This window comes from Actinocatenispora rupis (assembly GCF_016861975.1).
Classification (GTDB): Bacteria; Actinomycetota; Actinomycetes; order Mycobacteriales; family Micromonosporaceae; genus Actinocatenispora; species Actinocatenispora rupis.
The window spans coordinates 302,485-328,480 of sequence record NZ_BOMB01000012.1; the positions used below are offsets into that span (position 1 = coordinate 302,485).

Annotated in this window: 30 protein-coding genes and 1 pseudogene; 16 read left to right on the forward strand and 15 right to left on the reverse strand. The window is 71.7% G+C overall.

Going from position 1 to position 25,996, the window contains the following annotated elements:
• Nucleotides 1–130: 130 nt before the first annotated feature.
• Together Aru02nite_RS11760 and Aru02nite_RS11765 are read left to right on the forward strand one after the other, a co-directional pair.
• Nucleotides 131–469 carry a hypothetical protein gene (locus Aru02nite_RS11760; protein ID WP_203657468.1) on the forward strand — a complete coding sequence of 113 codons (339 nt, stop codon included), beginning with the start codon at nt 131–133 and terminating at the stop codon, nt 467–469.
• Between the two features lie 396 nt (nt 470–865).
• Entirely contained in the window at nt 866–1,183 is a 318-nt protein-coding gene (locus Aru02nite_RS11765; protein ID WP_203657469.1) for a hypothetical protein, read from the forward strand.
• Between the two features lie 24 nt (nt 1,184–1,207).
• Here the strand turns inward: Aru02nite_RS11765 and Aru02nite_RS11770 are convergent, their stop codons facing one another.
• Entirely contained in the window at nt 1,208–1,831 is a 624-nt protein-coding gene (locus tag Aru02nite_RS11770; protein ID WP_203657470.1) for a hypothetical protein, read from the reverse strand.
• Between the two features lie 304 nt (nt 1,832–2,135).
• On the opposite strand from Aru02nite_RS11770, the gene Aru02nite_RS11775 reads away from it, so the two are divergent.
• Nucleotides 2,136–3,143 (forward strand): winged helix-turn-helix domain-containing protein, encoded by a 1,008-nt coding sequence (locus Aru02nite_RS11775; RefSeq protein ID WP_203657471.1) that lies wholly within the window; start codon nt 2,136–2,138, stop codon nt 3,141–3,143.
• A gap of 305 nt (nt 3,144–3,448) precedes the next feature.
• Here Aru02nite_RS11775 and Aru02nite_RS11780 read toward each other — a convergent pair whose 3' ends face one another.
• A complete protein-coding gene (locus tag Aru02nite_RS11780; protein ID WP_203657472.1) occupies nt 3,449–3,958 on the reverse strand; it encodes a GNAT family N-acetyltransferase in 510 nt (169 codons plus the stop codon).
• 253 nt (nt 3,959–4,211) lie between these two features.
• Between Aru02nite_RS11780 and Aru02nite_RS11785 the strand changes: the two genes are divergently transcribed.
• A complete protein-coding gene (locus Aru02nite_RS11785) occupies nt 4,212–5,402 on the forward strand; it encodes an RtcB family protein (RefSeq protein WP_203657473.1) in 1,191 nt (396 codons plus the stop codon).
• A 38-nt stretch (nt 5,403–5,440) separates the two neighbouring features.
• Here Aru02nite_RS11785 and Aru02nite_RS11790 read toward each other — a convergent pair whose 3' ends face one another.
• Nucleotides 5,441–6,652, reverse strand: a complete 1,212-nt coding sequence (locus Aru02nite_RS11790) for an FAD-dependent monooxygenase (protein ID WP_203657474.1) — start codon at nt 6,650–6,652, stop codon at nt 5,441–5,443.
• A 187-nt stretch (nt 6,653–6,839) separates the two neighbouring features.
• On the opposite strand from Aru02nite_RS11790, the gene Aru02nite_RS11795 reads away from it, so the two are divergent.
• Together Aru02nite_RS11795 and Aru02nite_RS11800 are read left to right on the forward strand one after the other, a co-directional pair.
• A complete protein-coding gene (locus Aru02nite_RS11795; protein ID WP_203657475.1) occupies nt 6,840–7,754 on the forward strand; it encodes a TetR/AcrR family transcriptional regulator C-terminal domain-containing protein in 915 nt (304 codons plus the stop codon).
• A gap of 211 nt (nt 7,755–7,965) precedes the next feature.
• Nucleotides 7,966–8,844, forward strand: a complete 879-nt coding sequence (locus Aru02nite_RS11800) for a GNAT family N-acetyltransferase (protein WP_203657476.1) — start codon at nt 7,966–7,968, stop codon at nt 8,842–8,844.
• 106 nt (nt 8,845–8,950) lie between these two features.
• On the opposite strand, the gene Aru02nite_RS11805 is transcribed toward Aru02nite_RS11800, so the two are convergent.
• From Aru02nite_RS11805 to Aru02nite_RS11820, 4 genes are all read right to left on the reverse strand, one after another.
• The gene (locus Aru02nite_RS11805) at nt 8,951–10,273 is read right to left on the reverse strand and encodes an NAD(P)/FAD-dependent oxidoreductase (RefSeq protein ID WP_239076617.1); all 1,323 of its coding nucleotides are present in this window, start codon (nt 10,271–10,273) and stop codon (nt 8,951–8,953) included.
• A 113-nt stretch (nt 10,274–10,386) separates the two neighbouring features.
• Nucleotides 10,387–11,775, reverse strand: a complete 1,389-nt coding sequence (locus Aru02nite_RS11810) for an MFS transporter (protein ID WP_203657477.1) — start codon at nt 11,773–11,775, stop codon at nt 10,387–10,389.
• Nucleotides 11,772–12,215: a MarR family winged helix-turn-helix transcriptional regulator gene (locus Aru02nite_RS11815; protein WP_203657478.1), complete on the reverse strand. Its 444-nt coding sequence runs from the start codon at nt 12,213–12,215 to the stop codon at nt 11,772–11,774. The genes Aru02nite_RS11810 and Aru02nite_RS11815 overlap by 4 nt, the downstream gene beginning before the upstream one ends.
• An 84-nt stretch (nt 12,216–12,299) precedes the next feature.
• Nucleotides 12,300–13,532 carry a deoxyguanosinetriphosphate triphosphohydrolase gene (locus Aru02nite_RS11820; protein WP_203657479.1) on the reverse strand — a complete coding sequence of 411 codons (1,233 nt, stop codon included), beginning with the start codon at nt 13,530–13,532 and terminating at the stop codon, nt 12,300–12,302.
• Between the two features lie 126 nt (nt 13,533–13,658).
• On the opposite strand from Aru02nite_RS11820, the gene Aru02nite_RS11825 reads away from it, so the two are divergent.
• Nucleotides 13,659–14,285 (forward strand): DinB family protein, encoded by a 627-nt coding sequence (locus Aru02nite_RS11825; RefSeq protein WP_203657480.1) that lies wholly within the window; start codon nt 13,659–13,661, stop codon nt 14,283–14,285.
• Nucleotides 14,286–14,623: 338 nt separating this feature from the next.
• Here Aru02nite_RS11825 and Aru02nite_RS11830 read toward each other — a convergent pair whose 3' ends face one another.
• Nucleotides 14,624–16,966 carry an arylsulfatase gene (locus tag Aru02nite_RS11830; protein WP_203657481.1) on the reverse strand — a complete coding sequence of 781 codons (2,343 nt, stop codon included), beginning with the start codon at nt 16,964–16,966 and terminating at the stop codon, nt 14,624–14,626.
• Between the two features lie 230 nt (nt 16,967–17,196).
• Between Aru02nite_RS11830 and Aru02nite_RS11835 the strand changes: the two genes are divergently transcribed.
• Together Aru02nite_RS11835 and Aru02nite_RS11840 are read left to right on the forward strand one after the other, a co-directional pair.
• Entirely contained in the window at nt 17,197–17,877 is a 681-nt protein-coding gene (locus Aru02nite_RS11835; RefSeq protein WP_203657482.1) for an SMI1/KNR4 family protein, read from the forward strand.
• A gap of 110 nt (nt 17,878–17,987) precedes the next feature.
• Nucleotides 17,988–18,161: a hypothetical protein gene (locus Aru02nite_RS11840; RefSeq protein ID WP_203657483.1), complete on the forward strand. Its 174-nt coding sequence runs from the start codon at nt 17,988–17,990 to the stop codon at nt 18,159–18,161.
• Between the two features lie 128 nt (nt 18,162–18,289).
• Here the strand turns inward: Aru02nite_RS11840 and Aru02nite_RS11845 are convergent, their stop codons facing one another.
• The 6 genes from Aru02nite_RS11845 to Aru02nite_RS11870 all read right to left on the reverse strand — a co-directional run bounded on the left by Aru02nite_RS11845 (nt 18,290) and on the right by Aru02nite_RS11870 (nt 21,017).
• Nucleotides 18,290–18,751 carry an Imm1 family immunity protein gene (locus Aru02nite_RS11845; protein WP_203657484.1) on the reverse strand — a complete coding sequence of 154 codons (462 nt, stop codon included), beginning with the start codon at nt 18,749–18,751 and terminating at the stop codon, nt 18,290–18,292.
• Nucleotides 18,748–19,536 carry a DddA-like double-stranded DNA deaminase toxin gene (locus tag Aru02nite_RS11850; protein ID WP_203657485.1) on the reverse strand — a complete coding sequence of 263 codons (789 nt, stop codon included), beginning with the start codon at nt 19,534–19,536 and terminating at the stop codon, nt 18,748–18,750. The genes Aru02nite_RS11845 and Aru02nite_RS11850 overlap by 4 nt, the downstream gene beginning before the upstream one ends.
• Complete coding sequence (locus tag Aru02nite_RS11855; protein ID WP_203657486.1) at nt 19,533–19,802, reverse strand: hypothetical protein; 270 nt, start codon at nt 19,800–19,802, stop codon at nt 19,533–19,535. The genes Aru02nite_RS11850 and Aru02nite_RS11855 overlap by 4 nt, the downstream gene beginning before the upstream one ends.
• 47 nt (nt 19,803–19,849) lie before the next feature.
• Complete coding sequence (locus tag Aru02nite_RS11860) at nt 19,850–20,011, reverse strand: hypothetical protein (protein WP_203657487.1); 162 nt, start codon at nt 20,009–20,011, stop codon at nt 19,850–19,852.
• The gene (locus Aru02nite_RS11865) at nt 20,008–20,196 is read right to left on the reverse strand and encodes a hypothetical protein (RefSeq protein WP_203657488.1); all 189 of its coding nucleotides are present in this window, start codon (nt 20,194–20,196) and stop codon (nt 20,008–20,010) included. The genes Aru02nite_RS11860 and Aru02nite_RS11865 overlap by 4 nt, the downstream gene beginning before the upstream one ends.
• 326 nt (nt 20,197–20,522) lie before the next feature.
• On the reverse strand, nt 20,523–21,017 hold the full coding sequence (locus Aru02nite_RS11870) for a hypothetical protein (protein ID WP_203657489.1): 495 nt from the start codon (nt 21,015–21,017) through the stop codon (nt 20,523–20,525).
• Between the two features lie 563 nt (nt 21,018–21,580).
• Here Aru02nite_RS11870 and Aru02nite_RS11875 point away from each other — a divergent pair.
• From Aru02nite_RS11875 to Aru02nite_RS11885, 4 genes and pseudogenes are all read left to right on the forward strand, one after another.
• A complete protein-coding gene (locus Aru02nite_RS11875) occupies nt 21,581–22,486 on the forward strand; it encodes a helix-turn-helix domain-containing protein (RefSeq protein WP_203657490.1) in 906 nt (301 codons plus the stop codon).
• Nucleotides 22,483–22,563: pseudogene (locus Aru02nite_RS37445) on the forward strand (DUF397 domain-containing protein); the annotation flags it as partial. The gene Aru02nite_RS11875 and the pseudogene Aru02nite_RS37445, both read left to right, overlap by 4 nt.
• 12 nt (nt 22,564–22,575) lie before the next feature.
• The gene (locus Aru02nite_RS11880; protein ID WP_308446264.1) at nt 22,576–22,755 is read left to right on the forward strand and encodes a DUF397 domain-containing protein; all 180 of its coding nucleotides are present in this window, start codon (nt 22,576–22,578) and stop codon (nt 22,753–22,755) included.
• Nucleotides 22,756–22,842: 87 nt separating this feature from the next.
• Entirely contained in the window at nt 22,843–23,073 is a 231-nt protein-coding gene (locus Aru02nite_RS11885; RefSeq protein WP_203657492.1) for a DUF397 domain-containing protein, read from the forward strand.
• Between the two features lie 97 nt (nt 23,074–23,170).
• Here the strand turns inward: Aru02nite_RS11885 and Aru02nite_RS11890 are convergent, their stop codons facing one another.
• A complete protein-coding gene (locus tag Aru02nite_RS11890; protein ID WP_203657493.1) occupies nt 23,171–23,620 on the reverse strand; it encodes a hypothetical protein in 450 nt (149 codons plus the stop codon).
• A gap of 124 nt (nt 23,621–23,744) precedes the next feature.
• On the opposite strand from Aru02nite_RS11890, the gene Aru02nite_RS11895 reads away from it, so the two are divergent.
• The 3 genes from Aru02nite_RS11895 to Aru02nite_RS11905 are packed head-to-tail and all read left to right on the forward strand — an operon-like array spanning nt 23,745 to nt 25,698.
• A complete protein-coding gene (locus Aru02nite_RS11895) occupies nt 23,745–24,653 on the forward strand; it encodes an AraC family transcriptional regulator (protein WP_203657494.1) in 909 nt (302 codons plus the stop codon).
• On the forward strand, nt 24,650–25,375 hold the full coding sequence (locus Aru02nite_RS11900) for an AzlC family ABC transporter permease (RefSeq protein WP_239076618.1): 726 nt from the start codon (nt 24,650–24,652) through the stop codon (nt 25,373–25,375). Before Aru02nite_RS11895 ends, Aru02nite_RS11900 begins: the two co-directional genes overlap by 4 nt.
• Nucleotides 25,372–25,698: an AzlD domain-containing protein gene (locus tag Aru02nite_RS11905; RefSeq protein WP_239076619.1), complete on the forward strand. Its 327-nt coding sequence runs from the start codon at nt 25,372–25,374 to the stop codon at nt 25,696–25,698. The genes Aru02nite_RS11900 and Aru02nite_RS11905 overlap by 4 nt, the downstream gene beginning before the upstream one ends.
• Nucleotides 25,699–25,996: the final 298 nt, after the last annotated feature.

Below are 25,996 nucleotides of genomic sequence, written 5' to 3' on the forward strand. Positions count from 1 at the left end.
CCCGCGCCCGTACGACGGGCCGCCGCCGGGGCCGCCCGCCCGACCCGGACATCCGGCCGAACGGCGGAGCCCGGTGACGGAGCGACGCTGATAGCGTCCGCGCGGCCCGGACGACCCACGAAGGATCGAGATGACCCAACCTACCCACCGGCTCACCGACGAACGCCTCTGCTGGCTCGCGGTACGCGACCACTGCGCCCGGCGGTCCCGCCGACGCGGCGTGCTCGGCTGGCTCACCCTGCTGGCCACCGCCTCGCGCGGCGGCGGCAGCGGACGCGCCGGTACCGCGATGGTCGGCGAGGAGCAGCGGGACGCCATGACCGGGAAGATGGGCGACTACGCGTTCGCCGTCGACGACGCCGCCCGGACCCTCCGCCCGGACGAGCGCGCCCACCTGCGCGCCACCGGCGAGGTACCCGACTGGTTCCTCGCCGACGTGGAGCGCCGCTTCATCGCCCTCCGCCGCTGACGCCCCTCCCCCGCCCGCGGTGGCGCGACCCCACTGCCGGGCCGCCCCGACGGCGGGCCTTGGCGACGACGGACACCACCCGCCGAGCCACGTGCGCCACGGTGGCCCGGCTCCCCTCCGGTCCGCCTTGCTGGCCGGGCATCGCGACGTGGACACCACGCGCCGAGCCACACTGCGCCGCATGGCCTGGCTCCACCGCGGGTACGCCGCAGCGGCCGGGGCCACGCCGCGCGACGCCTCGGTGGCCACCACCCGCTGAACCGCGTGCGCCACGGTGGCCTGGCACCGCCATTTCCCGCCGTACGCGGGCTCCGCCACCGTTGCCGGCTCCGCGCGGCCGTTCCGACGCGCCCGAAACGGGTGTACCTACGGCGCCGCGCCCGGTTAGCGTGACGCATGCCGCGACGACTGATGTACGTGCAGCTGAAGTCCGGGCACGACACCGACCGCGGGCCGTCGTGGATCGCCTGGGTCGAGTTCACGCGTACGTGGGCGACGGCCCGCGTGCACGGCCGTACCCTGCGCCGGTGGAACGGGGTGGCCGGTAACTTCATCGACGTCGACACCGACGAGGAGTTCTGGTTGTCCGGGCCGAAGCGCGACCGCAGCGACGGCCGGTACGGTCCCGGCCAGCCCACCGTGGACGAGGACGCCCGCGAGGCGTACGAGGAGTTCCTGGCGGGTGGGCCGCTGCCGGGCCACGAGCGCCGCTGAGTCGTGGTGGTTCTGCGCATGCTGTCAGGATCGGGTCGCCCGGGCGGCGGCTGACAGTCGTCGTCTGGCCGCCGCCAGGTCCGCCTCGATCCTGTCCCAGCGTCGCAGGATGGCGTCACGGTTGGCCGGTGCCTTCTCCGGGTCGCTTGCGTACTTCCGTGCTCGGTCGTACTCGGGCTTCAACAGTTCGCGTTGCGCCTTCAGCCGTTCGACGCGCGTTTCAAGCCGCCGGGCCGCAACGCGCCGGGAAAGCCGGCTGATGGCGTTCGGCCGGTCCGAGCCCCTCGGCCGGCCCGACCTCTTCGGCGCTACGGCGCGCCGCGGCGAGCGAGCCCGGCGCCGCGGAAGAGTGATGTCACCGTGCCGGACGACGTCGACGGCGGACAGGGCTGCGAAAGCGAACGGCACCAGCGAAAAGAGCATCACGGTACGGCCCGATGACTGATGCGCCGCAGCCTGCTCCTGGTACCCGCGGGCCTGTCCTTTGCTGAAGCAGGTGTCGCCTGGGTACATCTGCTTGCCGTCGCAGGTCACGTTGTTGGTGGTGGCGTAGTAGCCGCCAACGCCCAGCAGGCCGAGGGCCACGATCAGCAGCACGACCAGGCTGTAGATGCGGAAGCCGGGTGTGGACTGGTACCGCCGCGCCATCACCGCGACACCAGGTCGAGCCGGAGTCCACTGAGGACGGTGCTGGCGCTCGACGTGAGGCCGGCGGCGCTTCGGACGATGGTGCCGGCCACGCACAGCGCCGCCCGACGGCCGGCGTGAACGGACAGTCGCGCTCGTACGAGGCGATCGGGCATCGACGGCTCTCCAGACGGTTTGCTACGGGTATGACCGGCCCCGAACCTGACCGGTACCGTCCAGTCACGGTAGTTTCCGCACGGTACGCCGCGTTATCGTGTTGCATCACGGTGCAACACCACGGGCATGCCGGGGAGGTGCGGCGACCATGGCCGCGGGGCGGCTGAGGATCTGGTTCACCCGCGACGACCTGCATCGGCTTCGGGTCGCCGATCGACCGAGCCCGATGTGGGAACTCACCATGAGCCTGCAACGGATCCAGTCACGGCGACCGGACGGTCGGCCGACGCCTCCGATTCCGGCCGACATCGCCACGTGGCGCGCCGACGTGCTGGCCGGCGCCGATCGGTCCGCCCTGCGCGCCGCGCGCGAGGTGCTGTTGCCCTTGGCCCCGGTGTCGTCCTACTTTCCGGACTTCCTGACCCCACACGCCGGCCTGTACGGGCTTGAGGAAGGCATCGACGCCGCTTGCGCCACACCTCGCCGCCAACTCGCGGCGCAACTCGCGACGTTGGCCGCTCGCAGCGGCCCGCCCGCCTGGGGCGTGTACCTGCCGAGGCACCGGACCAGCGACCTGCACCGGTTGGAACGCGCGCTTCGTCGCTGGTTCCATGCCGCACTGGCACCCCGCTGGCCAGAACTCCGCCGCCGCGTCGCCGCGGAACACGCACTGCTGGCCCGCGCCGGCGCGAAGCATGGCCCGGACGGTGTGCTGTCCGGGCTGCGACCGTTCTCGGTCTGGCACCCCACCGAACGTTTTCTGGAGGCGCCGTATCCGATGGACCGGGACCTTCGCCTCGCCGGACGAGGGCTCACCATCGTGCCGTCCTGGTTCTGCTGCACCGCCCCGGTCACGCTGGCCGGCGACGATCAGCCCCCCGTCCTGGTCCACCCGATCGGCCACCAGCCCCCGCCGCCCACCGGGCTCGACCCCTTGGCGCGTCTGATCGGCCGTACCCGCGCCGAGTTGCTGGCCGCCGTCACGGTCGCCACGCCAGCCCCAGAACTGTGCGCCCGCACCGGTGTCTCCAGAGCTCAAGTCTCCCGCCATCTCGCGGCGCTGCGAGACAACCACCTCGTCACCGAGACCCACAGGCACGGCCGGACCTACTACACCCGCACCGAACTGGGCGACAGGCTCGCTGACGGACACTGACCGGCGAACTGTTGTTCTGCCGTGCTGCCGCCGCAGCGGGGCGATGCCTGCCTGTTCGGACGAGAGCCGATCGTGCGGGGCTGCTGCCGCAAATGCTGCACAGTACCAGCATGGCTTGCCTCGTGCCGCCGTTGCCGGGGATGCCGATCGCGGTCTGGAACGCGGCGCGGGGCGCCTCCCAGCCGCCCTGCTCCCGGGACAGGTCGCCGAGTCGCAGCGTGGCGACAGCCGCGGCATGCCGGTCGTCGGAGGCGATCTGCTCGGTCCTTCCGGCGGCCGCGAGCGCGGGCGATCGGGGCGCGCTGTCAGGTCGGTGGGCTGAGGTACGCGAGGATCGTGGGGTGGGTGCCGTCCGGTACGGTCCAGGCGGCTGGCGCGGACGTGACCCGGCGCCAGCCGTGCCGCTCGTACAGGGCGGGTGCGGCACCGTCGTCGTCGACGACGTCCAGCGCGAGCCGCAGCCCGCGTGCCGCGGCCACCGCGGTCGCCACGCGTAGCAGTGCGCCGGCGACGCCGCGCCGTCGCGCGGCCGGCGCCACGTACAGCCGGGACAGGCTCCCCACCGACGATTCCTCGACTCCCGCGGCCGCGGCCACTGCCGTCCGCCGTTCGAGGTCCGAGCCGTCGCGGACGAGTACCTGGCCGAGGACGGTGCCGGCGTCGGTCGCCACCCAGGCGCCGAGTACGCCGTCGGGGGCGAGCCAGGCCACCGGGTCCGCCGGCCACACCATCGGGTACCCGTCGGCCTCGTGTGTCGCGCGCAGTGCCGCCACGCACGCCGCCAGGTCCGCGTCCCGCCGCTCCCGTACCTCCATGCCGCGACCGTACCTGGCGCTAATGGTGTGGTGTCGCGGCGGATGCGCTGGCACGATACTGATCGGATCGCGGTACGTCGCCGGATGCAGGATTTGCGTCGGGTGCTGCCGCCCGGGTGCCGGAGGAGGCGACATGCGACGACTGTCCGCGTCGACCTGTACCCCCGGACTGCTGGCCTGAGTACGGCCGCTTCCCGCATCCTCGTTCGTTCCGCGCGCCGGGCACCGGTGCGCCATTCCCCAGGAGTACGTGATGGGTTACTCGATGCTGTCCGGCACCCGTGCGCCGGTCCGGGTCTGGACGGATCTGTCCACTGTGGATTCCGGTGCGCTGGATCAGCTGCGCAACATCGGTTCGCTGCCGTGGGTGCACGGTGTCGCGGTGATGCCGGATGTACACCTGGGCAAGGGTGCGACGGTGGGTTCGGTGATCGCGATGCGGCAGGCGGTGTCGCCGGCGGCGGTCGGCGTGGACATCGGTTGCGGCATGACGGCGGTGCGGACGTCGCTGTCCGCGGCGGATCTGCCGGACGATCTCGGTGCGCTGCGGTCGGCGGTCGAGGCGGCGGTACCGGTGGGTTTCGCGGCGCACGGTGAGGCGCTTGATCCGCGTCGGCTGCATGGTGTGCGGTCGGCGGGTTGGGACGCGTTCTGGCGCGGCTTCGGTGACCTGCACCCGCGGGTACGGCAGCTGGAGACGCGGGCCCGCCGACAGCTCGGCACCTTGGGTGGCGGGAATCACTTTTGCGAGCTTAGTATAGATATGTCCGATTCTCGGGTGTGGGTGCTGCTGCACTCGGGATCGCGGAACATCGGCAAGGAACTGGCCGAGCGGCACATGGCGGTCGCCCGCGACCTGCCGCACAACGCCGACCTGCCGGACCGCGACCTCGCCGTGTTCCTCGCCGGTACTCCGGAGATGGCTGCGTACCGCCGGGATCTGTTCTGGGCGCAGGACTACGCGCGCCGTAACCGGGAGCTGATGCTCGCGCTGGTGTGCCGTGTGCTGCGAGACGCGCTGCCGGCCGTCGGCTTCGAGGCGCCGATCTCCTGCCACCACAACTACGTCGCCGAGGAGACGTACGACGGCGTCGAGCTGCTGGTGACCCGGAAGGGCGCGATCCGGGCCGGGCGCGGGGAACTGGGCATCATTCCTGGCTCGATGGGCACCGGGTCGTACATCGTGCGCGGGCTCGGCAACACCGAGGCGTACGCGTCGGCGTCGCACGGCGCGGGTCGGAAGATGAGCCGCAACAAGGCACGGAAGGCGTTCACGGTGGACGATCTGGTCGCGCAGACGGCCGGGGTGGAGTGCCGCAAGGACGCCGGCGTCGTCGACGAGATCCCTGGCGCGTACAAGGATCTGGAGACGGTGATGGCGCAGCAGACGGACCTGGTCGAGGTGGTGCATCACCTGAAGCAGGTGCTCTGCGTCAAGGGCTGACACTGGCGGCCCGGCCGCGATGGGGGCCGGGCCGTGGGTCAGTGGTGGGCGTGGACGGGGTAGTCGGGGAGGGTGATGGCGTTGACGGCCTTGTCCATCCCGCCCATCATGAGGCGCTTGCCGGGCATCCGCATCATCATGCGGGTCAGGGCGTCGCGGAACCGGATGCCGCGGGCGGTGGCGGGCAGGAATCCCTTGGTACCACCGGGAAGTGGCTTCATGTTGGCGGCCACGTACTCGCGCATCCGCGCCTGGTACGCGGGATACGCGGTGCGGTGGTCGCCGGCGGCGGCGGCGATCTCGCCGGCGAGGACGTACGCGCCGACGATGGCCATGCTGGTACCCATGCCGACGGAGCCGGCGGTGCAGGCGTCGCCGAGGAGTACGACGCGGCCGTGGTGCCAGGCGTCCATGACGACCTTGCCGTGCCGGTCGAAGTAGAAGTCGTCGGCGCGCCACATGGATTCGAGGATGCGCGGCACCTCCCAGCCTTCGCCGTCGAGGATCCGGGCGACGATGCGCTTCTGCGCGGTGACGTCGCGCCGGTCGTACGGGATGGGGTCGCAGGCGAAGTGGACCATGGCGCGGGCGCTGCCGTGGGCGGGGTAGAGCAGGACGTTGCGGCCGCCGGTGGTGCCGTTGCCGGCGGGCATGGAGTACATGAGTTCGGTGCCGTCGAGGTCGAACGAGGCGGCGTGGGTGAACACGGCGCGGTGGTAGCCGGAGTCGGCCATCCGCCAGGAGCCGGCGGGGAAGGCGAGGCGGCGGGTGTTGGAGAAGATGCCGTCGGCGCCGACGACCATGTCGTACCGGGCGGGTGGCGCCTTCTCGAACGTGACGTCGATGCCGTCGGCGGTCTCGGCGAGCGCGGTGATGCTGTCGTCGTAGACGTACCGGACGCCGTCGGTGGCGTCGATGAGGATGCGCATCAGGTCGCCGCGAAGGATCTCCAGGTCGGCGATGATGCCGCCGGAGTCGCCGAACGCGTCGCCGGACATCTCGGCGACCCGCCGCCCGGCACTGTCCACATAGGCCATTCCGTGTACGCCGGTGTGCGCGGCGCGGATCGGCTCCATGAGGCCCATCCGTTCGATCACGGTACGGGCGGCGCCGCGGATGTCGATGCCCTGGCCGCCGGGGCGGGGGCCGGGTGCGCGTTCGACGACGGTGACGTCGATGCCGTACCGGCGCAGCCAGTAGGCGAGCGCGGGGCCGGCGACGCTGGCTCCGGAGATGAGGACGGTGGTCATGGGTGGCTCCCCGCGTACGGTCGGTGCGACTGTTCGCCCCGAGCTGTCCAGTACACTGTACGTACACCTGTGCCGGCGTCAATCCCGTTGGTACACAACGGATCCAGTAATCCAGAACGCACTAGTGCACTACGCGGCGGGTAGGGTGTCCCGCAGGGATGGTGCACTAGTACGGGGAGGTGGCGACATGACGGCGCCGTACGCGCGGATCGTGGCGGACATCCGGCAGCGCATCGAGTCGGGCGAGCTGCCGCCGGGCAGCCGCGTCCCGTCGACACGTCGGATCATCGCCGACTACGGCGTGGCCATGGCCACCGCCAGCAAGGCGCTGTCCGCCCTCCGCCAGGCCGGCCTCGTGTACCCGGTGCCCGGCGTCGGCACCGTCGTCGCCGCCGCGGGAACCGTTGCGCCGCAACGCAAAGCGGCCGCGTCCGGCACCGACGACGTGGTCCGCGCCGCGATCGGCATCGCCGACGCCGACGGTCTCGCCGGGCTGTCCATGCGCCGCATCGCCACCGACCTGGGCATGGCCACCATGTCCCTGTACCGGCACGTCGCCAGCCGCGACGAGCTCGTCGTACGGATGCTCGACACGGCGCTCGGCGAGTACCCGCTGCCGGCCGACCCGCCGGACGGCTGGCGCGCCCGTACCGAGGTGTCCGCGCGGGCGCTGTGGGCGGCCTGCCAGCGGCACCCGTGGCTCGCGCACGCGCTGTCCATGACCCGGCCGCAGGCGTCGCCGAACGGCATGGCGCACACCGAGTTCGTGCTCGCCGCCCTCGACGGCCACGACCTCGACCTGGACACCAAGATGCACGTCGGCGTCGGCGTCTTCGTCTTCGTACGCGGCGTCGCCGTCAACATCGAGCCCGAACTCCGCGCCGTACAGGACAGCGGGATGTCCGACGAGGACTGGATGACCGCGCACAAGCCGTCCATGCAGGCCGTCGTCGACCGGCGCCGCTTCCCGCACCTCGCCGCCGCGATGGCCGACGAGATCGACATGACCCTCGACTCGCTGTTCGAGTTCGGGTTGGCCCGCCTCCTCGACGGCCTCGACACCTTCCTCACCCCGCACGCACCATCCACAATGGACCGTTAGCGGAACCGAGGGAAGCGATGAATTCCTTCTCCTGGCGGCCTTCCGGACCGGCGTCTCGCCGGCGCAGCCGGTCTCGTCCGACCCGAACGGGAGTGTCATGAACGTACGCACTGGCGGTGTGTCAGCGTCGAACCCGGTGCCGGGCTACGTGTTCCGGCCGTACGGGGGCGGTGCGGATCACGGCGCGATGGCGGCCGTACGACGGGGATGCGTGGAGCGGGACCGCGTCGACCCGGGATCGGTGGTGGAGGGGCTCCCGACCGTGGCGGAGATCGCGGAGTCGTGCGCCAGGCTGGTGGACCCGGCCGGGAACCAGATCCTGGTGGAGCACGACGGTGCCGTCGTCGGCTACGCAACGGTCCGCTGGTGGCAGGAGCGGTCCGGAACGTGGCTGTACCTGCACCGTGGCTACCTGCTGCCGGGGCACCGCGGTCGGGGCGTGGGCTCGGCGATGCTTGGTTGGGCCGAGGCCCGCATCAGGCAGCTCGTCGAGCGGCAGGGCACCGCAGGTACGGCCGTGTTCGGCGCGAACGCCATGGCGGCCGAGGAGGACGCGACGGCGTTGCTGCTCGACGACGGCTACCGACGGGTGTTCAGCCTGACGGAGATGCGCCTGGCCGACCTGCGGCAGGTACCGGAGGCCGGCCGGTGGCCGGACGGCGTTCGCATCGGTGCCGTGCAGCCGTCCCACTACCGCGGGGCGTGGAAGACGGTCGTGGACTCCTACGCGGACACGTCGCACACTCCACAGTGGACGTTCGAGCGGTTCGTCGAGGTGGCGAACCCGATGTGCTGGCGGGCGGCCTGGGACGGGGACGAGCTGGCCGGCGTCGCGTTGTGTTCCCTCCGCCGGCACGACCGTACGGTGGGCGAGGTCGAGGAGCTCAGCGTGCGCGCCGGGTCGAGGCGTCGAGGGCTGGGGCGGGCCCTGCTGCTGGACGGGTTGCGCTGCCTTCGCCGGCACGGCGCGGTCACCGCCCGCCTGTACACCGGGACGGCGAACCCGCACCGCTCGTACGACCTGTACGAGAGCGTGGGGTTCCGGCGGACGAACGAGTACGTGCGCTACCGCAAACCGTTCGGCGGCTGACGGGGCGCCCGGTGCTGGTCGGTCGGCCGGCTGGGCGGGTACGCCCTTGGGCTCTCGCCGCGTGCGGGTTCGCCGGCTGGCTGGGCATTCCAGCCAGCCGGGCGGATCACGCCTGTACGAGGGACTCCAGGGGTACGGCGGGGTCGGTGAGGCGGGCGCGGTCGACGGGTCGGCCGGCGCGGACGATGGCCTCGACGTGCTGGCTGACGTCCCAGACGTTGACGTTCATGCCGGCGAGCAGCCGGTCGCCGCGCAGCCAGAACGCGACGAACTCGCGGGCCGCCACGTCCCCGCGGTACACGACCTCGACGTCGGGTGCGGCGACGTCGTCGACGTAGCCGGAGTATTCGAGGCCGAGGTCGTACTGGTCGGAGAAGAAGAACGGGACCTGGTCGTAGGGCGCGTGGTGGCCGAGCATCGCGTGGGCGGCGGCGATCCCGCCGTCGAGCGCGTTGGACCAGTGTTCGACGCGGATGCGGCGGCCGAGCCAGGGGCGCAGCGAGTTGGCGACGTCGCCGCAGGCGTACACGTCCTGGGCGGAGGTGCGGAGGTGTTCGTCGGTGACGATGCCGTTGTCGACGGCGAGGCCGCCGGCGGTGGCGAGTTCGACGGCGGGGCGGATGCCGACGCCGACCACGACGAGGTCGGCGGGCAGTTCGGTGCCGTCGCCGAGGACGACGCCGCTGACCGCGTCGCTCGTGCCGCGGAACTCGGTGACGCCGGTGCCGAAGCGGAACCGTACGCCGTGGTCGGTGTGCAGGGTGGTGAAGAAGCCGCCGAGTTCGGCGCCGAGTACGCGGTGCAGCGGGGTGGGTTCGGGTTCGACGACGGTGACGTCGAGGCCGTGCGCGCGGGCGGCGGCGGCGACCTCCAGTCCGATCCAGCCGGCTCCGACGACGACCAGCCGGCCGCGGTCGCCGGCGGCGCGGAACCGGGCGAGCAGGAGGTCGGCGTCCTCGATCGTACGCAGGTAGCGGACGCCGGGCAGGGTGCCGCCGGGCACGTCGAGCTGGCGTACCCAGGAGCCGGTGGCGAGCAGCAGCTGGTCGTAGCGCAGCTCGTGGTAGCCGTCGAGGGTGAGCAGGTGCCGCGTGGTGTCGAGCATGGTGGCGCGGACGCCGCGGCGCAGGTCGACGTCGTGCTCGGCGTACCAGGAGGTGTCGTGGACGAAGGCGACGTCGCGCGGGTCGCTGCCGGTGAGGTAGCCCTTGGACAGCGGTGGCCGCTCGTACGGGCGTTCCTCCTCGTCGGCGAGCAGCACGATGCGCCCCTCGTACCCCTCGGTGCGGAGCGTCTCGGCGGCCTTGGCGCCGGCGAGCCCGCCGCCGACGATCACGAACGTCTCCGGTGTCCGCGCCCCGGCCGGGCGCCCCACCTGCATGGCCTCGTCCCGTTCGGTCTCGCCGTCCGGCCCGGTCGGATCGGTCATGGCCGCGGCCGATCGGCGACCGGGGACGTGTCACCCGCGGCTCGGCGGGGCGAACCAACAGTCATGTGCACAGACTGCCCTCATCGCGGGGTTCGGACAACCGGAACGGGCGATCACGTACGGCGGCGACCGAGCAGCGAGCCGGCGAGCAGTACCGCGCCGACGACGGCGACGGCGATGCCGAGCCGGTGCAGCCCGCTGTCCGGATCGGTGCCGGCGGCGAGCACCTCGATGAGCGCTGCGGCGAGGTTCGCCCCCACGTACTGGGAGGTCCGGTAGAGGCCGGAGGCGGCGCCGGTGGCGTCGGCGGGGGCCGCGGCGTACATGGCGGTCTGGTTGCCCATGTTGTTGAAACCGTTGGGAATGCCGAGCACGGCGCTGACCGCGAGCAGGACGAGTACGGGGGTCGCGGAGTGCACCACGGTGGCGAGGACGACGCCGCCGGCGAGCAGGCCGAGCGAGCCGATCAGCAGCGGCGCCCGCGGCCCCCGGGTACGCACCAGGCGGGTGGCGAGCACGGTCATGAACACGCCGAGTCCGGCGATCGGCAGGACGACGAGTCCGGCCTGGGCGGCGTCGAGTCCGCGGCCCTGTTCCAGCCAGGACGGCAGCCCGTAGAAGATCGCGTAGAACGCGACGTAGGTCAGCGCGGTCCGCAGGTACGTGCCGGTCAGGGCGCGGTTGCGGCCGAGCAGCCGGACGTCGAGGAACGGTTCGGCGCAGCGCAGTTCGCGCCACAGCAGCAACCCGGCCAGCGGTACGAAGACCGCGGCGAGCCACCAGCGCGGGTGGTCGGCGAGCGACAGGAGCAGCAGCATCAGGGTGGTCATCGCGCCGGCGAACAGCAGCAGGCCGGGCGGGTCGAGCCGGCGCAGGGACGCCGCGACGCCGAGCCGGTGCGGGCTGGTACGGCCGGCGGGGCCCCAGCGCAGGACGGTGACCGCGGCGACCGCCACGAACGGCAGGTTGACCAGGAAGATCGCCGGCCAGCCGAACGCGCCGACCAGCAGCCCGCCCAGGCTGGGGCCGAACGCCACGGCGGTCTGCGAGCAGATCGACAGGATGCCGAGCGCCCCCGACGCCCGCGCGCCCGTACGCTCGGCGACCGTCCGTACCATCGCCACGCCCGCCGGGTACTGGGCGGCGGTGCCGAGGCCGAGCAGGACGCGGCAGGCGACGAGGACGCCGACGTTCGGCGCGAACGGTGCGGCCACGGACGCGACCGCGACGAGGGCGAGGCCGGTGAGGAACACGCGGCGCGGGCCGACCAGGTCGGCGAGCCGGCCCATGGTGGGCGCGCCGACCGCGGTCGCCAGGTACAGCGCGGAGATGAGCCAGGAGACCTCGGCGCCGGCGCGGAAGTCGCCGCGGATGCCGACGAGCGCGACCGCGATCATCGACGAGTTGAGCGCCTGGAGCAGGGTGCCGAACGCGATGGAGCCGACCAGCCGGCCGGGTAATCGGGCCGGTGCGTCGAGCCGGGTGGTGGCGGTCGCGGTCATGCGTCGGCGAGCCGGTCGAGCAGCCGGCCGGCGATGCGCAGCACGTCGCGTTCCTCCGGGCTGAGCCGGTCGGCCATGGTGACGGCGAGCCAGGTACTGCGCCGGGCGCGGTCCTCGGCGAGCAGCGCCTCGCCGTCGGCGGCGATGGCGAGCAGCACCTGCCGGCCGTCGTGCGGGTCGGACTGCCGGGTGACCAGGCCGGACTCGACCAGCTCGGCCATCGCGCGGGCCATCGACTGCGGGGTGATGCCCTCGGCGGCGGCCAGCTCGGTCACGGTGGCCGGGCCGTCGCGGTCGAGCCGGCCCAGGGCGTCGATGCGGGTGAGGCTCAGGCCGTGCGGCGGGCGCTCGGCGCGCAGCCGGCGCACCAGCCGCATCATCGACAGCCGCAGCTCGTTCGCCGCGCCCGCGACCTCGCGGCTCACCGTCTCCTCGGTCATGTCTTCACCCTAGCTGAGCATTTTTGCGTACGCGTCGCCCAGCGGTGCGGTTTCCCGCGTCTGATTGCTCACCCTGGCTGAGTACTACCCGGCGGTGAGGCGGCGGTGCCAGGCGTACGCGGAGGTGTCGGTGAGGCTGGCCACCTGGTCGACCACGACGCGCAACCGCGCCGCGTCGTCGGTCGCCCTCCGCCAGCGCGGCGCGTGCAGCGGGTCCAGCGCCGCCGGCGCCCGCAGCGTCAGCTCGTGCACCAGGTCGCGCAGCACCTCGCGCTGCCGCTCGTACCGGGGGCCGGCGTCGGGCCGGGCCAGGATGTAGCGCCAGGCCATGCCCTTGAGCAGCGCGCACTCGGCCCGGGTCCGCCGCGGTACCACCAGGTCCGCCGCGTACCGCCGCAGCGGGCCGTCGCCGGACGCGTTCTGCGTGGAGCACACCGCGGCGTCCACGAACCGGCCGGTCAGCGCGCTCGTCGCGCGTTTCAGGGCGATCATCGCGCCGTGGCCGCCGTCGTACCCGGCGAGCGGGGCGACGACGGGATCGGTGAGCAGCTCGACCAGGACGGCGGCGAGGTCGGTCGGCGACTCCGTCGAGTACCGGCCGGCGACCAACTCGCACAGCGCGGCGCGCTCGTCCGGGTCGGCGAGCAGCTGCGGGCGCAGGATGCCGGCGTGTACGCCGTCCTCGATGTCGTGCACCGAGTACGCCACGTCGTCGGCCCAGTCCATCACCTGCGCCTCCAGGCACCGGCGCAGCTCCGGCGCGCCGTCGCGCAGCCAGTCGAACACCGGCATGTCGTCCGGGTACACGCCGAACTTGCGCCCGTCGCCCCGCGGCCACGGGTACTTGCAGGTGGCGTCGAGGGTGGCGCGGGTCAGGTTGAGGCCGCGGCTGGCGCCGTCGTCGACCTTGGCCTCCAGCCGGGTCAGTACCCGGAGCGTCTGCGCGTTGCCCTCGAACCCGCCGCACGCGCGGGACAGCTCGTCGAGCGCGTCCTCGCCGTTGTGGCCGAACGGCGGGTGGCCGACGTCGTGCGCGAGGCCGGCCGCGTCGACGATGTCGGCGTCGCAGCCGAGCCGTTCCGCCATCTCCCGGCCGATCTGCGCGACCTCCAGCGAGTGCGTCAGCCGGGTACGCGGGAAGTCGTCCACACCCGCCTGGTACACCTGGGTCTTCGCGGCGAGCCGCCGGAACGCCGCGCAGTGCAGGATCCGGGCCCGGTCGCGCGCGAACGGGCTGCGCCGCGCCCCCGAGTCCTTCGGCGCCTCCTCGGTGTACCGCGCCACCGAGTGCGCCCCGTAGCCCCCATCGACGCCCATCACGCCACAGCGTACGTCGGGGTCGGGCGCGACCCGCCGGTCCGGAACCACCGATCCGCCCGCCCGAACGGCTCAGCGGTGCGGAAAGCGGTTGTGTCGGCGTCCCGCGTCGCTATCCTCCGGGCCATGCCGATCAGCCTGCCGCAACCCGCCGTCGACGTCCGCGACACCGTCCGCGACGTCGTGGACCGACTGTCCCTGGTACCCGATGACGGGTGGGCACGGCCCGCCGCGGGCCTGGACTGGTCCTGCCGGGAGACCGTCGCGCACATGATGGACGACCTCGGCGGGTACGCCATGCAACTGTCCGGCGAGCGCGGCCACGGCGACTCGTACACGCCGCTGGTGGAGGGGATCCGGCCGCGCGCGGACGGGCCGAGCTTCCTGTTCTGGCCGGAGGAGGACGGTGGCACCCGGGCGATCTGCGAGAGCCTGGACGCGGTCGGCGGTCTGCTCGTGGCGGTGGTCGCGGCGGCGCCGGCGGACCGCATCGGCTGGCACCCGTACGGCAACCCGGACGCGACCGGACTGGCCGCCATGGGCATCGCCGAGACCACCCTGCACACCCGCGACATCCTGACCGCGCACGGCATCGACTACCGCCCGGACGACGCGATCGTGGCCCGCGTACTCGACCGGATCTTCCCCGCCGCCGCCCGTACCGGGGATGCGTGGCACGACCTGCTCGCCGCCACCGGCCGTACGCCCGAGACAAAGGGCATCACCTGGCGCTGGGACTCCGCCGCCCACTGACGCCCACACCCGGCGAACGGTCGGAAACCCGGCCCCGGCGACGTACTTCCCGGATTCGCCGATCGGGGCCGGCCACGCCCTGGCGTGCGACGCGGACGGTTGTCGGCTGGCCCCAGGGAATCGCGACCGCGCGGACTGCCGGACGACGCGGCCCGGCTGCTCGTCACGCAGACCTTGACCGCAGCCACCACCTCATCACCGACTGACGCGGAACCCCTTGGTACTCAAGGGAAAGCGCGTCGGACCCGCCGTGACGCGAGGGCGGGCCGCGGCGCGCATCGCACGCCCGATGCGACGTCCCCGGGTGGCCGCGGCGCCGCCCGGGGCGTCCGCAGCGGCTACTCGCGGCTGGCCATCGCGACCGCTTCCTTCTCCAGGTCGACGTACGGTTCGCCGGACACGTCGACGATCGCCTCGTGGATGGTGCCGCCGACGAACTCGTACGGGGAGACGCCCGGGTAGTCGTCGGTCACCGGCTCGGCCGGATCCTTGCCGACGTTGAGCCCCTCCCCCACCAGCGAGAAGTTGCCGGGCTGGGTGGTGATGCGGCCGTCGCCGACCTTCCGGTCGTTGATGTAGAGGGTGAGCGTGCCGGTGGCGGGCATCGCGTCGCCCTCCCGTTCGAACACCGCCGCCAGGACCACGTCGCCGGTGGGCAGGTCGGTGTCGGCCTCGACGACCTGCAGGTTGCTGCCGACGAAGTTGTACGCGTACTTGAGCCGGCGGTCCTTCACGTACAGGCTGTGCCCGCCGAAGCGGGCGCCGTGGGAGAACAGCACGCCGTTGGCGTCGGTGGAGTCGACGGTGACGGTGACGGCGATCTGGTAGCTGCGGTTGCGGATGTTCACCGCCGCGGACTCGGGCACCTCGGCCGCGTCCGGGTAGTAGACGTACCGGTCGCGGGGTGGCGCGATCTGCGGGCGGGTCGGGTCGGCCAGCACCTCGACGGCGGTACGGTCGTCCAGCGGCAGCCCGTGGTACTTGCCGGCCTCGTTGAACCAGATGTTGACCATGTCGCGCAGCTTCACCGGATGTTCGGCCGCCAGGTCGTGCATCTCGGTCGGGTCCTCGTCGGTGTGGTACAGCTCCCAGCGGTCGTTGTCGAAGTTGCTCCACCCGGCGATCGTGGGGTGCACCGAGACCGCCTTCCAGCCGCGGTGCCAGATCGCCCGGGAGCCGAGCATCGAGTAGAACGCGGTCTGCTTGGGGGTCGGCGCGTTCGCGTCCTCGAACGTCGGGCGCAGGCTCACCCCCTCCAGCGGGATCTGTTGGTACCCCTTGATTTCGGTGGGCAGCTCGATGCCGAGGCAGTCGTACAACGTCGGGACGATGTCGGTGGCGTGACAGTACTGGTGGCGCAGCTCGCCGCGGGCCCTGATGCCGCGCGGCCACGAGATGATGAGCGGATCAGCCACTCCGCCCTCGAAGTTGTACCGCTTCCACAGCTTGAACGGTGTGTTGAACGCCCACGCCCAGCCGGACGGGTAGTGGTTGTACGTGGCCGGCGAGCCGATCTGGTCGAGGTAGCGGAGGTTCTCCGCCATGTCGTCGGGGATCGAGTTGAAGAACTTGTTCTCGTTGACCGACCCGTTGGGCCCGCCCTCAGCGCTCGCGCCGTTGTCCGACACGAAGACGACGACGGTGTTGTCCAGCTCGCCGGACGCTTCCAGGAAGTCGAGCAGACGGCCGATCTCGTGGTCGGTGTGCGACAGGAAACCCGCGTACACCTCCGCCATCCGGCAGAACAGTCGCTGTTCGTCCGCCGACAGCGAGTCCCACGGGCGTACCACGTCGAGGTCCGGCCACTTCTTGCCGTCGGCGCTCGTCTCCTCGACGTACGGGTTGATCGTCGTCAGTTCGGCGTCGGCCGGCAGCACGCCCAGCTGCTTCTGCCGTTCGAGCACCAGTTCCCGGTACCGCTCGTAGCCCATGTCGAACTTCCCCGCGTACTTCTCGATCCACTCCTTGGGCGCGTGGTGCGGGGCGTGCGTGGCGCCGGGGCAGAAGTACATGAAGAAGGGTTTCTCGGGGGCGATCACCTTGGCGTCCTTGACGAACTCGATCGCCTTGTCGGTCAGGTCGGTCGTCAGGTGGTACCCCTCGGCGGGGGTCGCGGGCTGCGGCACCGGATGGTTGTCGTACACGAGGTCCGGGTACCACTGGTTGGTCTCGCCGCCGAGGAACCCGTAGTAGCGCTCGAATCCGCGACCGATCGGCCAGTTGCGTTTCGAGGACGCCAGGTTCATCTCGTCCGACGAACACAGGTGCCACTTCCCCAGCATGTACGTGTTCCAGCCGCGTTCGCCGAGCACCTCCGCGACCGTGGCGCACTCGAACGGGATGTGGCCGTTGCCGTTGGGAAACCCGGTGGTGGCCTCCGCGATGCAGGCCATTCCGTTCGTGGTGTGGTTGCGGCCGGTGAGCAGGCTCGACCGGGTCGGTGAGCAGAGCGCCGTGGTGTGCCAGTTGGTGTAGGTCAGCCCGGACTGCGCCAACCGGTTGATGTTGGGCGTCTCGATGAGCCCGCCCCACGGCTGCGCGGCGGAGAACCCCATGTCGTCGAGAACGATGTAGAGCACGTTCGGCGCGCCCTCCGGAGCAACCGGCTGCCGGTACGGTTCCCAGTCGGGTTCGGAGTCCCGGATGTCGACGTTGATCACACCGTTGAATTGCTTGGCCACTTCGCTCTCCCCCGTGACGAAGTTCCGCCGGGCAGGGTCGATCGAGAGATCTCTAGGGAATGCGCGCCCGCAGATCTCCCGGTGCGCGGGCACCGGCGAACGACAGGAAATCCGTCCGTCGCAACGCAGGCGACCGACCAGACAGAATCTAGTGGACCGGCGTTCGCGCCGGAGGAGAACTCACGAACGGGACGCGCAACGGCGAGACGCGTACGGATATCCTGCCGGCCATGGCGCGATCCGTGTGGACCGGCACCCGTGAACGGCTCGCCCGGCTCGCCTCGACACCCGGCGCCGGCGCGGTGTTCGGATCGGCCGGCCACGGCTGGATGCTCCAGCCGCCGCTCCCCGCCGACGAGCTGGCCGAGGCGGAAACGCAGCTGCGGGTGGAGTTTCCGGCCGGGTACCGGTCGTTCCTCACGGAGGTCGGCAGCGGCGGGGCGGGGCCCGCGTACGGCCTGTTCCCGCTGCGCACGGTCGGCGGGCGGTGGCAGTGGGACGGCGACGGCGCCGACCTGACCGGCCTGTCGACGCTGGACCGGCCGTTCCCGCACGTCGAGGCGTTCAACCCGGCCGACGGCCTGCCTGCGCCACCGCAACCGGGCCAGTACGTGACGACGGCGGAGTTCAACGCGGCCGAGGACGCGTACTGGGAACGGTACGACGCCGTCGTCCTGGATCCGGCGCACTCGACCGGCCTGCTGTACCTGTGCCACCTGGGATGCGCGCGGCGGGAGGCGCTCGTGGTCAGCGGCCCCGCCCGGGGCCAGATGTGGGCGGACGACATCGCCGGCGGCGGTGGTTTCCGACCGCTCGGCGACGACGACGGAGCGCCGCTGGACTTCGCCCGGTGGTACCTCCGGTGGCTGGAGCTGGCCGAGGACCAGGTGACCGGTTCCGTCGACGGTTGAGCCGCGCGGAACGGCCGGGAACGGTGCCGGAGGCCGCCGGGTCTTACTCGACAGGGGCCACCGGCTCGGAATCCCGGTGATCAAGGAGGCGGAAACGGTAGCCTCGGATGATGAGTCTCGTTCCGTGCCGGACCTGCCACGGCAGCGGCCACGTCGAACGGCCGACCGCGATCGTGCTCCGCGGCTCCCGCGGCACCGTCCTCGCCGGCCACCAGTGCCCCGCCTGCCACGGCGCCGGCTGGTACGTGTCCGCCGCGAAGCCGGCGCACCGCCCGCCCGAGTAGACGAGCGGCCTGTCTGTCCACAGTAGACGTAACGGACGGCGGCGGTCGCGGGCTCGGCGGCCGTGTGCATGCGACGCAGTGTTGCCGAGCACGGCGTGCTCCATTGACTCAACGGCCGCGGCGAGAGTTCAGACGCCGGCGTGCTCGACGTCCCACGCGACGTTCGTTGGCCGCCGCCCGGTCCGCATGTACTCGCGGACGGCCTGACGCACGGTCGGAGGCGTCACCCGCGTCTCGCTCGGAAGGAAGTCGGTCGACTCACCGTGCATGTCGAATTCGATCGGGTCCGGCCAGTCGCTGAGGCCCGTCTCATGGGCGAAACCGCCATCCGGACCGACGTAGAGCAGGCACGACCGCTCCGCGTGCCCCAGGCCGAACTGGAGGCCGTACGGCATCCGCACGGTGCCGTCATCGTCACGGAACCCGTCGGTGGTGGAGGTGACCTCGACAATCATCGGCGTGCCGCACCGCTGCGCATCGTCCGTCAAGTAGTCCAGGATGAAGTCAAGTCGGCGCGGGTCGTCGACCGTCTCCTGTTTCGCGCCGAACGGCTGGTCAGGGTCCCGACCCCAGCTCACGGTGACGTTCATCGAAGCCCCTTCCCGTTCCCTTCGTAACTACCGTAATGCGTCACGTTGCCGTTGTCGTCTGCGACATAGATGTGGATCTTGCTACCGGATGGTGTGACCTCCGGTAAGAGCACGTCGCAGCCGAACGGTCCGGTGCACGGATCGTTGTTGAGCACCAGGACCACCTCCGCCGGGGCGCTGGAGCTGCGCATGTGCCCGGCCACCAGGCCCTCCACGTGGTGGTTCACCGAGGTGAGTTGACCGTACGGCGGGTTGCGATAGAACGGGCTCAACCCGGCGAGCCGTACCGGGTCACCATCTCGACCCGACCGGATCATCCCTGGTAGAAACTGGCCACCGTTTCGGGTGAACGCGATGCCGGTCGTCTTCCCCTTCCCGAATCGGCGGGGCAGTCCCTTGGCTGCCTGCTGCACGTAGGTGGGCACTCGAGCGGACGAGCCGACTGGCTCCCAGGCCGGCGGCGTCGGGGCTCCGATGCTCGGCGCCGGTACCGTCGGCGGGCCGCCCGCGTCGCCCGTGCCGGCCCCGATCTGGACCAGGTAGCCGTTGAGGGCCTCAACGCTGGCGGCGATCCGGCGCCGGACGTCGACCAACTTGCCGACGGCGTGGGTGAGTGCGGCGACGGCGTCGGTCGGTTCGGTGCGCTGCGTTCCCTCCACGACAGCGCCGAGGGCGCCGACCGCGGTGGTCAGGCCCTGTTCGGCCTGCGCGGCGGCGCCCTCGGCGTCCTGTGCGTCCTTCATGGCGGCGCGGATCTGCGCGGCAACCTGTCTGATGCTGGTCACGGGTTCGGTCTGTCCTCCCGGCCGAACGTCGTGTCAGCCTCGGCGAGGCCGGCGGTGGTGGCGCGGAACTCCTCCGTGGGGGCCACGCACAACGACCGACCGCGCCGCGTGGCCCATCCGCAGGCGACGAACGCGCGCAACGTCTCCGCCGCGGACGTGCACCCCACGACGGTCTCCATGTCGTACGCGGTGATCCACCCGTCCATCGCGCCGGTATGGCTTCGCTGCGCCAGTTCCCGCAGGATCGTCAAAGCCAGCGGGGTCATCGACGGTGGATCGGCCGGCTGGTCGGGGCGCGGATGCCCGGCGCCGCTCATCGGCTGGCCACCAGGACCACGACGACGAGCAACACCAGCAGGCTTCCGCCGGACAGCGTGACGACGATGCGCCGCCCCGCGCCGCGTACCGTCGCCACGAGCAGCGCGAGCAGACCGGTCAGGACGATCAAGCCCGTTGCCTGCTGTCCGCCGGTCACGACGTCACCGCCGTACCGAGGGCCAGCGCGGCCACCACCGTTGCCGGGACCGTGCCGCGCACCGGGTTGCGCAGTACACGGCTGCCTGGGGCCGGCTCGGCGGACGTGGCCAACGGCAGGGTGCTGGAGGTGTCCCGGCAGCCGAACCGACCGCGGGTGCCCACGTGCACCCACGACGACCCCACGGGTTCGATCTGCTCGTGACAGTGGCGGCAGAGCCGCGGTGGGTCAGCGGGCGGGCGGCGGGCAGGGCGCGGCGTGTGCCGGTCGGGCGTCATGAAACGAATCTCCAGAACCTTGAACGTGGACACGGATGACGGCGCCGAGGCGCGGCAGGAAGACGACCGCGACGCGGGACGCGCCGTCCGGGATCGGGTCAGCGGGGTGGGTGAGTCGGTGGCCACGCAGGAGTGCCCAACCATGCGGCAGAGCCACCGACCCCACCACCGCGTACCAGCACGGCGGTGACGAGCCCACCGCCGTCCTGGCCGAGGAGGGCAGCCACACCCGATCACCGCGGACCGGGTACGGCGCGTTCGACGCGCAGCCGGTTGACGTCAACCAGGACCCGCGCGTGCCGGCCGGTGTCGACGTAGCTGCCGTGCAGGTAGAGGTGTTCGGGCGCGTAGGCACTCTCGACCCGCTCCACGTACAGCCAGGCCGACGGACGTCCGCCGCGCACCAACGCCGACGGCGTCAACCACGCCCACTCGCCCACGTGCGGCTCCGCGCCGATCACCGTGTCGTAACCGTCGCGGACCTCCCGCCCGCGCAGCTCGGCCGGGATCGTCATGGACCGGATCGCCCCGCTGCTGTGCGCCCCCATGGTCTGTCCCTTCCGGGACCGACTCCGGCCCGCGTAGCGGATGAACTGGAGAGGGGTGCGGAACGTGCGGCCGTCGGTCGCGGTGACCTCGGCCTGATTGTCGCCGGACAGGTAGGTCTCGGAAACCTCGAAAGTCTCCGAGCCGATGCGGGCCAGGTCGCCGGGCGCCACGATGCTCACAACGCACCCCGTTCCCGCGCCAGCCGCAGCGCTGCCGCCATGCTGTCGGGCCTGGTGTGCTCGCTCCAGATGGCGCGCAAGGTGTCCCCACCGGCGTCGTCACCTGTGTCGATGGTCGCGGTGCGGCGCCTACCGAACGGCCACCACCCGCGTGTTCCGATACGCTTCGACCGCCTCACGGATACCTCCCAAGGTGTGGAGTGAGGCAGAGGCGTGGTGCGCCGCGATGGTGCTTTCCAGGGCTGTCATCGCCGGTCGCACCACGCCTCCCTTCTACGGCCCACCGCTACGAGCGGGCCGATCCTGACGGCCGGATGCCGACTGTTCAGCCAAATCCCCTGAACGGCTGTGCGCACCCGACCGGTCTGCAAACCCTCATGTCCGTCAGACAACGCAGAGGGTGATACCTGCATACTGCCCGCGAAAACACCGGCCTGCAATACTCATGACGGTTCGACACGCCGAGGATTACCCGCCCGGATTAGCCCGTTGCGTAATACGCGGCGCGATGATTTCATGACGCATGAATGACTCATACAGGTCGAGTAAGGAGGAGGTGAGAGATGTCGGAGACGGTTGCCTCGGCCGGCTCGACGGTGGCGCGGCGGCAGCTCGGACGAGAGTTGAGCATCCTGCGCAAGTCCCTCGTTCCAGCCATCAGTCAGGTCAAGGCGTCGCGGGAGATGGGGTGGTCGCAGGCGAAGCTGCACCGCTTGGAGGCGGGTAAGCCGGAGGTCACCATCCTGCGTCGAGACATCCGCGACCTGTGCGAGATGTATGGCGCCAGCTCGGCCCGAGCAGCCAAGCTCATGGCGATCTACGAGCAGACCCAGCTTGCCGGCCCGTGGGCCAGCCGGTACGGCGAGATCCCTGACTGGTTCCAGCTCTACGTGGAACTGGAGCAGGCGGCATCTGGCCTGCGCGAGTACCACACCGAGCTGATCACCGGCGTGTTCCAGATCCGTGAGTACGCCACCGAGCTGGTACGCCTCGATCTTGAAGGCCGCAACACCGACGCCACCGCCGACGTGATCGCTGAGCGCGTGGAGATCCGACTGAAGCGCAGCGAACTGCTGACTCGGGAACTTCCCGCCGCGCCCACCTTCGACATCGTGCTCAACGAGGCGATCATCCGCCGTCCGGTGGGAGGCCCACACGTCATGGCACGGCAGCTTCGGCACCTTGCCGAGGTCAGCGAACTTCCCAACGTGACGTTGCGGATCGTGCCGTTCAGCGCAGGTCTGCACCGCGCCGCGCTGGCCGCCGGAGCCTTCGTGATCTTGGACTTTGCAGCAAACGAGGAGCCGACCACCGTCTACTCGGAGGGGCTGACCGGCGCCGCATACCTCGACCAGGACAACGAGACCGCCGCGTACATCTGGGCGTTCGACGGCCTGACGAAGTCGTCTCTTGATGCATCCGCGTCAAGGGATCTGGTTATCACCGCGTCGAAGGAGTACGAGAGATGATCGTCGACCTGGCGGGCGTCGCGTGGCGCAAGTCGAGTCGTTCCAACGGGCAGGGCCAATGCCTTGAGGTTGCCGGCCTCGACAGCCCGGTGTGGAACAAGTCGCGTCGCTCCAACGGGCAAGGGCACTGCGTGGAGGTGGCCAGCGATGCACGTGCCGTTGCAGTCCGCGACTCGAAGGACCCGACAGGACCGGCACTGCCGTTCGATGCTCGCGCGTGGACCGCGTTCGCCGAGCTGGTGAAGACGGGCCGGTTGGACGCCGCCTGATCAGCAACACCCGAACGGGAAGTGGGCCGACCCCGCACCCGTGGAGTCGGCCCAGCCGTTCACGCCCGCGTCGAAGGAGTTCGAACAATGAGCTATCGCCTGCCGCTGTCGTTCGACCTGCGGGATCCGAAATGGTTCAAGTCCTCCCGCACCAACGGCCAGGGGCAATGCGTGGAGGCTGCGACCGACGGCGCCACTGTCCTGATCCGCGACAGCAAGGATCCCGACGGCCCGCGCCTGGGGGTGTCCGCGCAGCAGTGGACCGCACTCAGTGCGCTGGTGAAGTCGGGCGGGCTCGACCTGCCGGCCAACTTCTGAGCCCATCGCAACAAGGCGGGGGCCGCGTGCCGTGCGGCCCCCGCCTTGTGTATCAGCTCGGAACTGACTCAGCCCTTGGTACGCAAGGGAAAGCGCGTCAGGCGCGGCGGTAGGTGAGGGTGAGGTCGTGTTCCCAGGTGGTGCCGTCGGTGGACTTCTCCCAGGCGCCGGCGATGGTGTCGCCGTCGACGCGGGCGGTGAACCGTTGGCGGAACGGTAGCGGCGAGAAGTCCGCCGTCTCGCGTAGCAGCCGCCAGACCGTGCCGTCGAAGCTCATCGCGTACACCCGGGCGATGCCGCGGTCGTCGAAGTAGTGCTGGGTGTAGCCGCCGGTGGCGGGGTCGGGGGCGACCAGCATCATCGCGTCGGGCGCCTCGGCGATCGGGGTTTCGCTGCGCTGCACCAGGAACCGGCCGCCCAGCGTCCACTCGAACACGCTGCGCGCGCCGCCCATCACGCCGACCGAGGGGATGTCGGCCTCCACCGTCCACTCCCCCACGAACACGTCCAGCCTGGCCAGTTCCTCCGGCCGTTCCGTCGTCACCATGACCACCTCCACGGGTACCGACGTCCGCCGGTACCCAGAATCATCGCCCCGCGGTACGCCGGGCGGGGTGACCTGTGGCATGTGCGGGTGACGGGCGGGCGGGGCGGCTCGTACCGTGACGGTCGTGGGGGCGGTACGCGAGACGGCACGTTACTGGCGGCATCCGGCGCTGCCGGGCATCGACCTGCTGCGCGCCCGGTACGTGTCGCACCGGTTCACCCGGCACACGCACGACGCGTACGCGATCGGGTTGGTGCGGTTGGGTGTCGAGGAGTACCGGTACCGCGGTGGGCTGGAGCGGGCCGGGGCGGGCGGCATCCCGATCGTGAACCCGGACATGGTGCACACCGGGCACGCCGGGGTTCCCGACGGCTGGGCGTACCGGATGCTGTACCCGACGGTGCCGGTGGTGCGGTCGGTGGCCGACGAGCTGGGCCTGCCGCCCGGTACGCCGTGGTTCCCGACGTCGATCGTGTACGAGCCGGAGCTGGCGCGCACCCTGCTCGCGGCGCACCGCGCGGCCGACGCGGGCGACGCGCTCACCGCGTCCAGCCTGACCCGGCTGCTGCTGGCCCGCCTGCTCTCCGGGTACGCGGCGCACCGGCCCGCCGTACCGGCCGCGACGAGTGCCGGGGCGCGGGTCGCCGAGACCGCCCGCGACGTGCTGCTCGCCGACCTGACCGATCCGCCGTCGCTGGAGGACCTGGCGGCGCGGCTGGGTACCGGGCCGTTCGCGCTGCTGCGCGCGTTCCGCGGCCGGTACGGGATGCCGCCGCACACGTGGCTGACGCAGCAGCGCGTGTCGACGGCCCGCACCCTGCTCGACGCGGGCGTACGGCCGGCGGATGCGGCGCTGCGCGTCGGGTTCGTCGACCAGGCGCACCTGAGCCGGCACTTCCGCCGCATCCTCGGCGTACCGCCGGGTGCGTACCAGCGCGGCCGTTCGCCGGACGTAGCGGACGGCGCGGCGGGAACCGGGCGCAGGATCGTACAAGAAACGGGGTCCGGGTCGGCCCTACCGTCGGGGACGTGACCACCCAGAACATCCGGGACGCCGAGGAGGCTCCGGTGAAGGGCCGGCGGGCCGTGCTGCGCGACGCGTTCGGGGTCGGCGTGGCGGTCGGGGTGTCCGGCGTCGCGTTCGGCGGCACGGCCGCGGCCGGCGGGCTGAGCGTCGCGCAGGCCTGCGCGCTGAGCCTGCTCGCGTTCACCGGCGCGTCGCAGTTCGCGCTGGTCGCGGCCGTCGCCGCGGGCGGCAACCCGCTGCCCGGCGCGCTCGGCGCGATCCTGCTCGGCTCCCGCAACGCCCTGTACGGCCTGCGTCTCGGCCCGATCCTCGCCCTGCCCACCCGGCTGCGGCTGCCCGCCGCGCAGTGGGTCATCGACGAGACGACCGCGGTGACCATCGCCCAACCCGACCGCCGTTCCGCCCGGCTCGGCTTCACCGCCACCGGCGCCACCCTGTTCGTCCTCTGGAACGCCACGACCGCGGCCGGCGCGCTCGGTGCCACCGCCCTCGGCGACCCCGCCCGGTACGGGCTGGACGTGGCCGGGCCCGCCGTGTTCCTGGCCCTGCTCGTACCGCAGCTGCGGCAGGCGGGCGCGAAGCTGCGACTCGACCGGGAACGCTGCTGGGTCGCCGGCATCGCCGTGGTGATCGCGCTGGCCGCGAGCCCGTTCCTGCCCTCCGGCGTACCGATCCTGCTGTCGGCGCTGGCCGTGCCGCTCGTGCTGGTGGCGGGGAGGCGACGGTGAGCCGCGACATGCTCGTCTGGATCGCGATCCTCGCCACCGCCGCGGGATGCTTCGCGTGGAAGATCCTCGGCCTGTCAGTACCGGCCGGGCTGCTCGACCGCCCGCTCGTCCGCCGCTTCGCCATGCTCGTACCGGTGGCGCTGCTCGCGGCGCTCACCGCCGTGCAGACCGTGACGTCGAGTACGGGACAGCTGACGGTGGACGCGCGCCTCGCCGGGCTCGCCGCCGCGGCCGTCGCCGTACTGCTGCGCGCGCCGTTCCTGGTGGTGGTCGGCGGTGCGGTCGCCGTCACCGCGCTGCTGCGCCTCACCGGAATCGGTTGACACGCAAGGGATTCGGCTCACGGCCGGCGGCCGTCCGGTGGCACCCGGACGGCCGCCGATCGGCCACGTACCCGCCCGTACCCCGGGTTCCGGTGCGCGGACCGGTGCCGTGTGCCGTGCCGGCGGGGGCCACCCATCCGCCGGACACGTCGCAATCTACGGCCGCCTCCTGTGGTACGGGAAGCGATCGCCCCGGACCTTGAGCCGGGCTTGAGCCACCTCGTCGCCGCACCGCCTGCGCACGCCGCCGCCCTGGCACCCCGCGCGACGTGCACGTCGTGGCGCCGGCGGTCCGGGC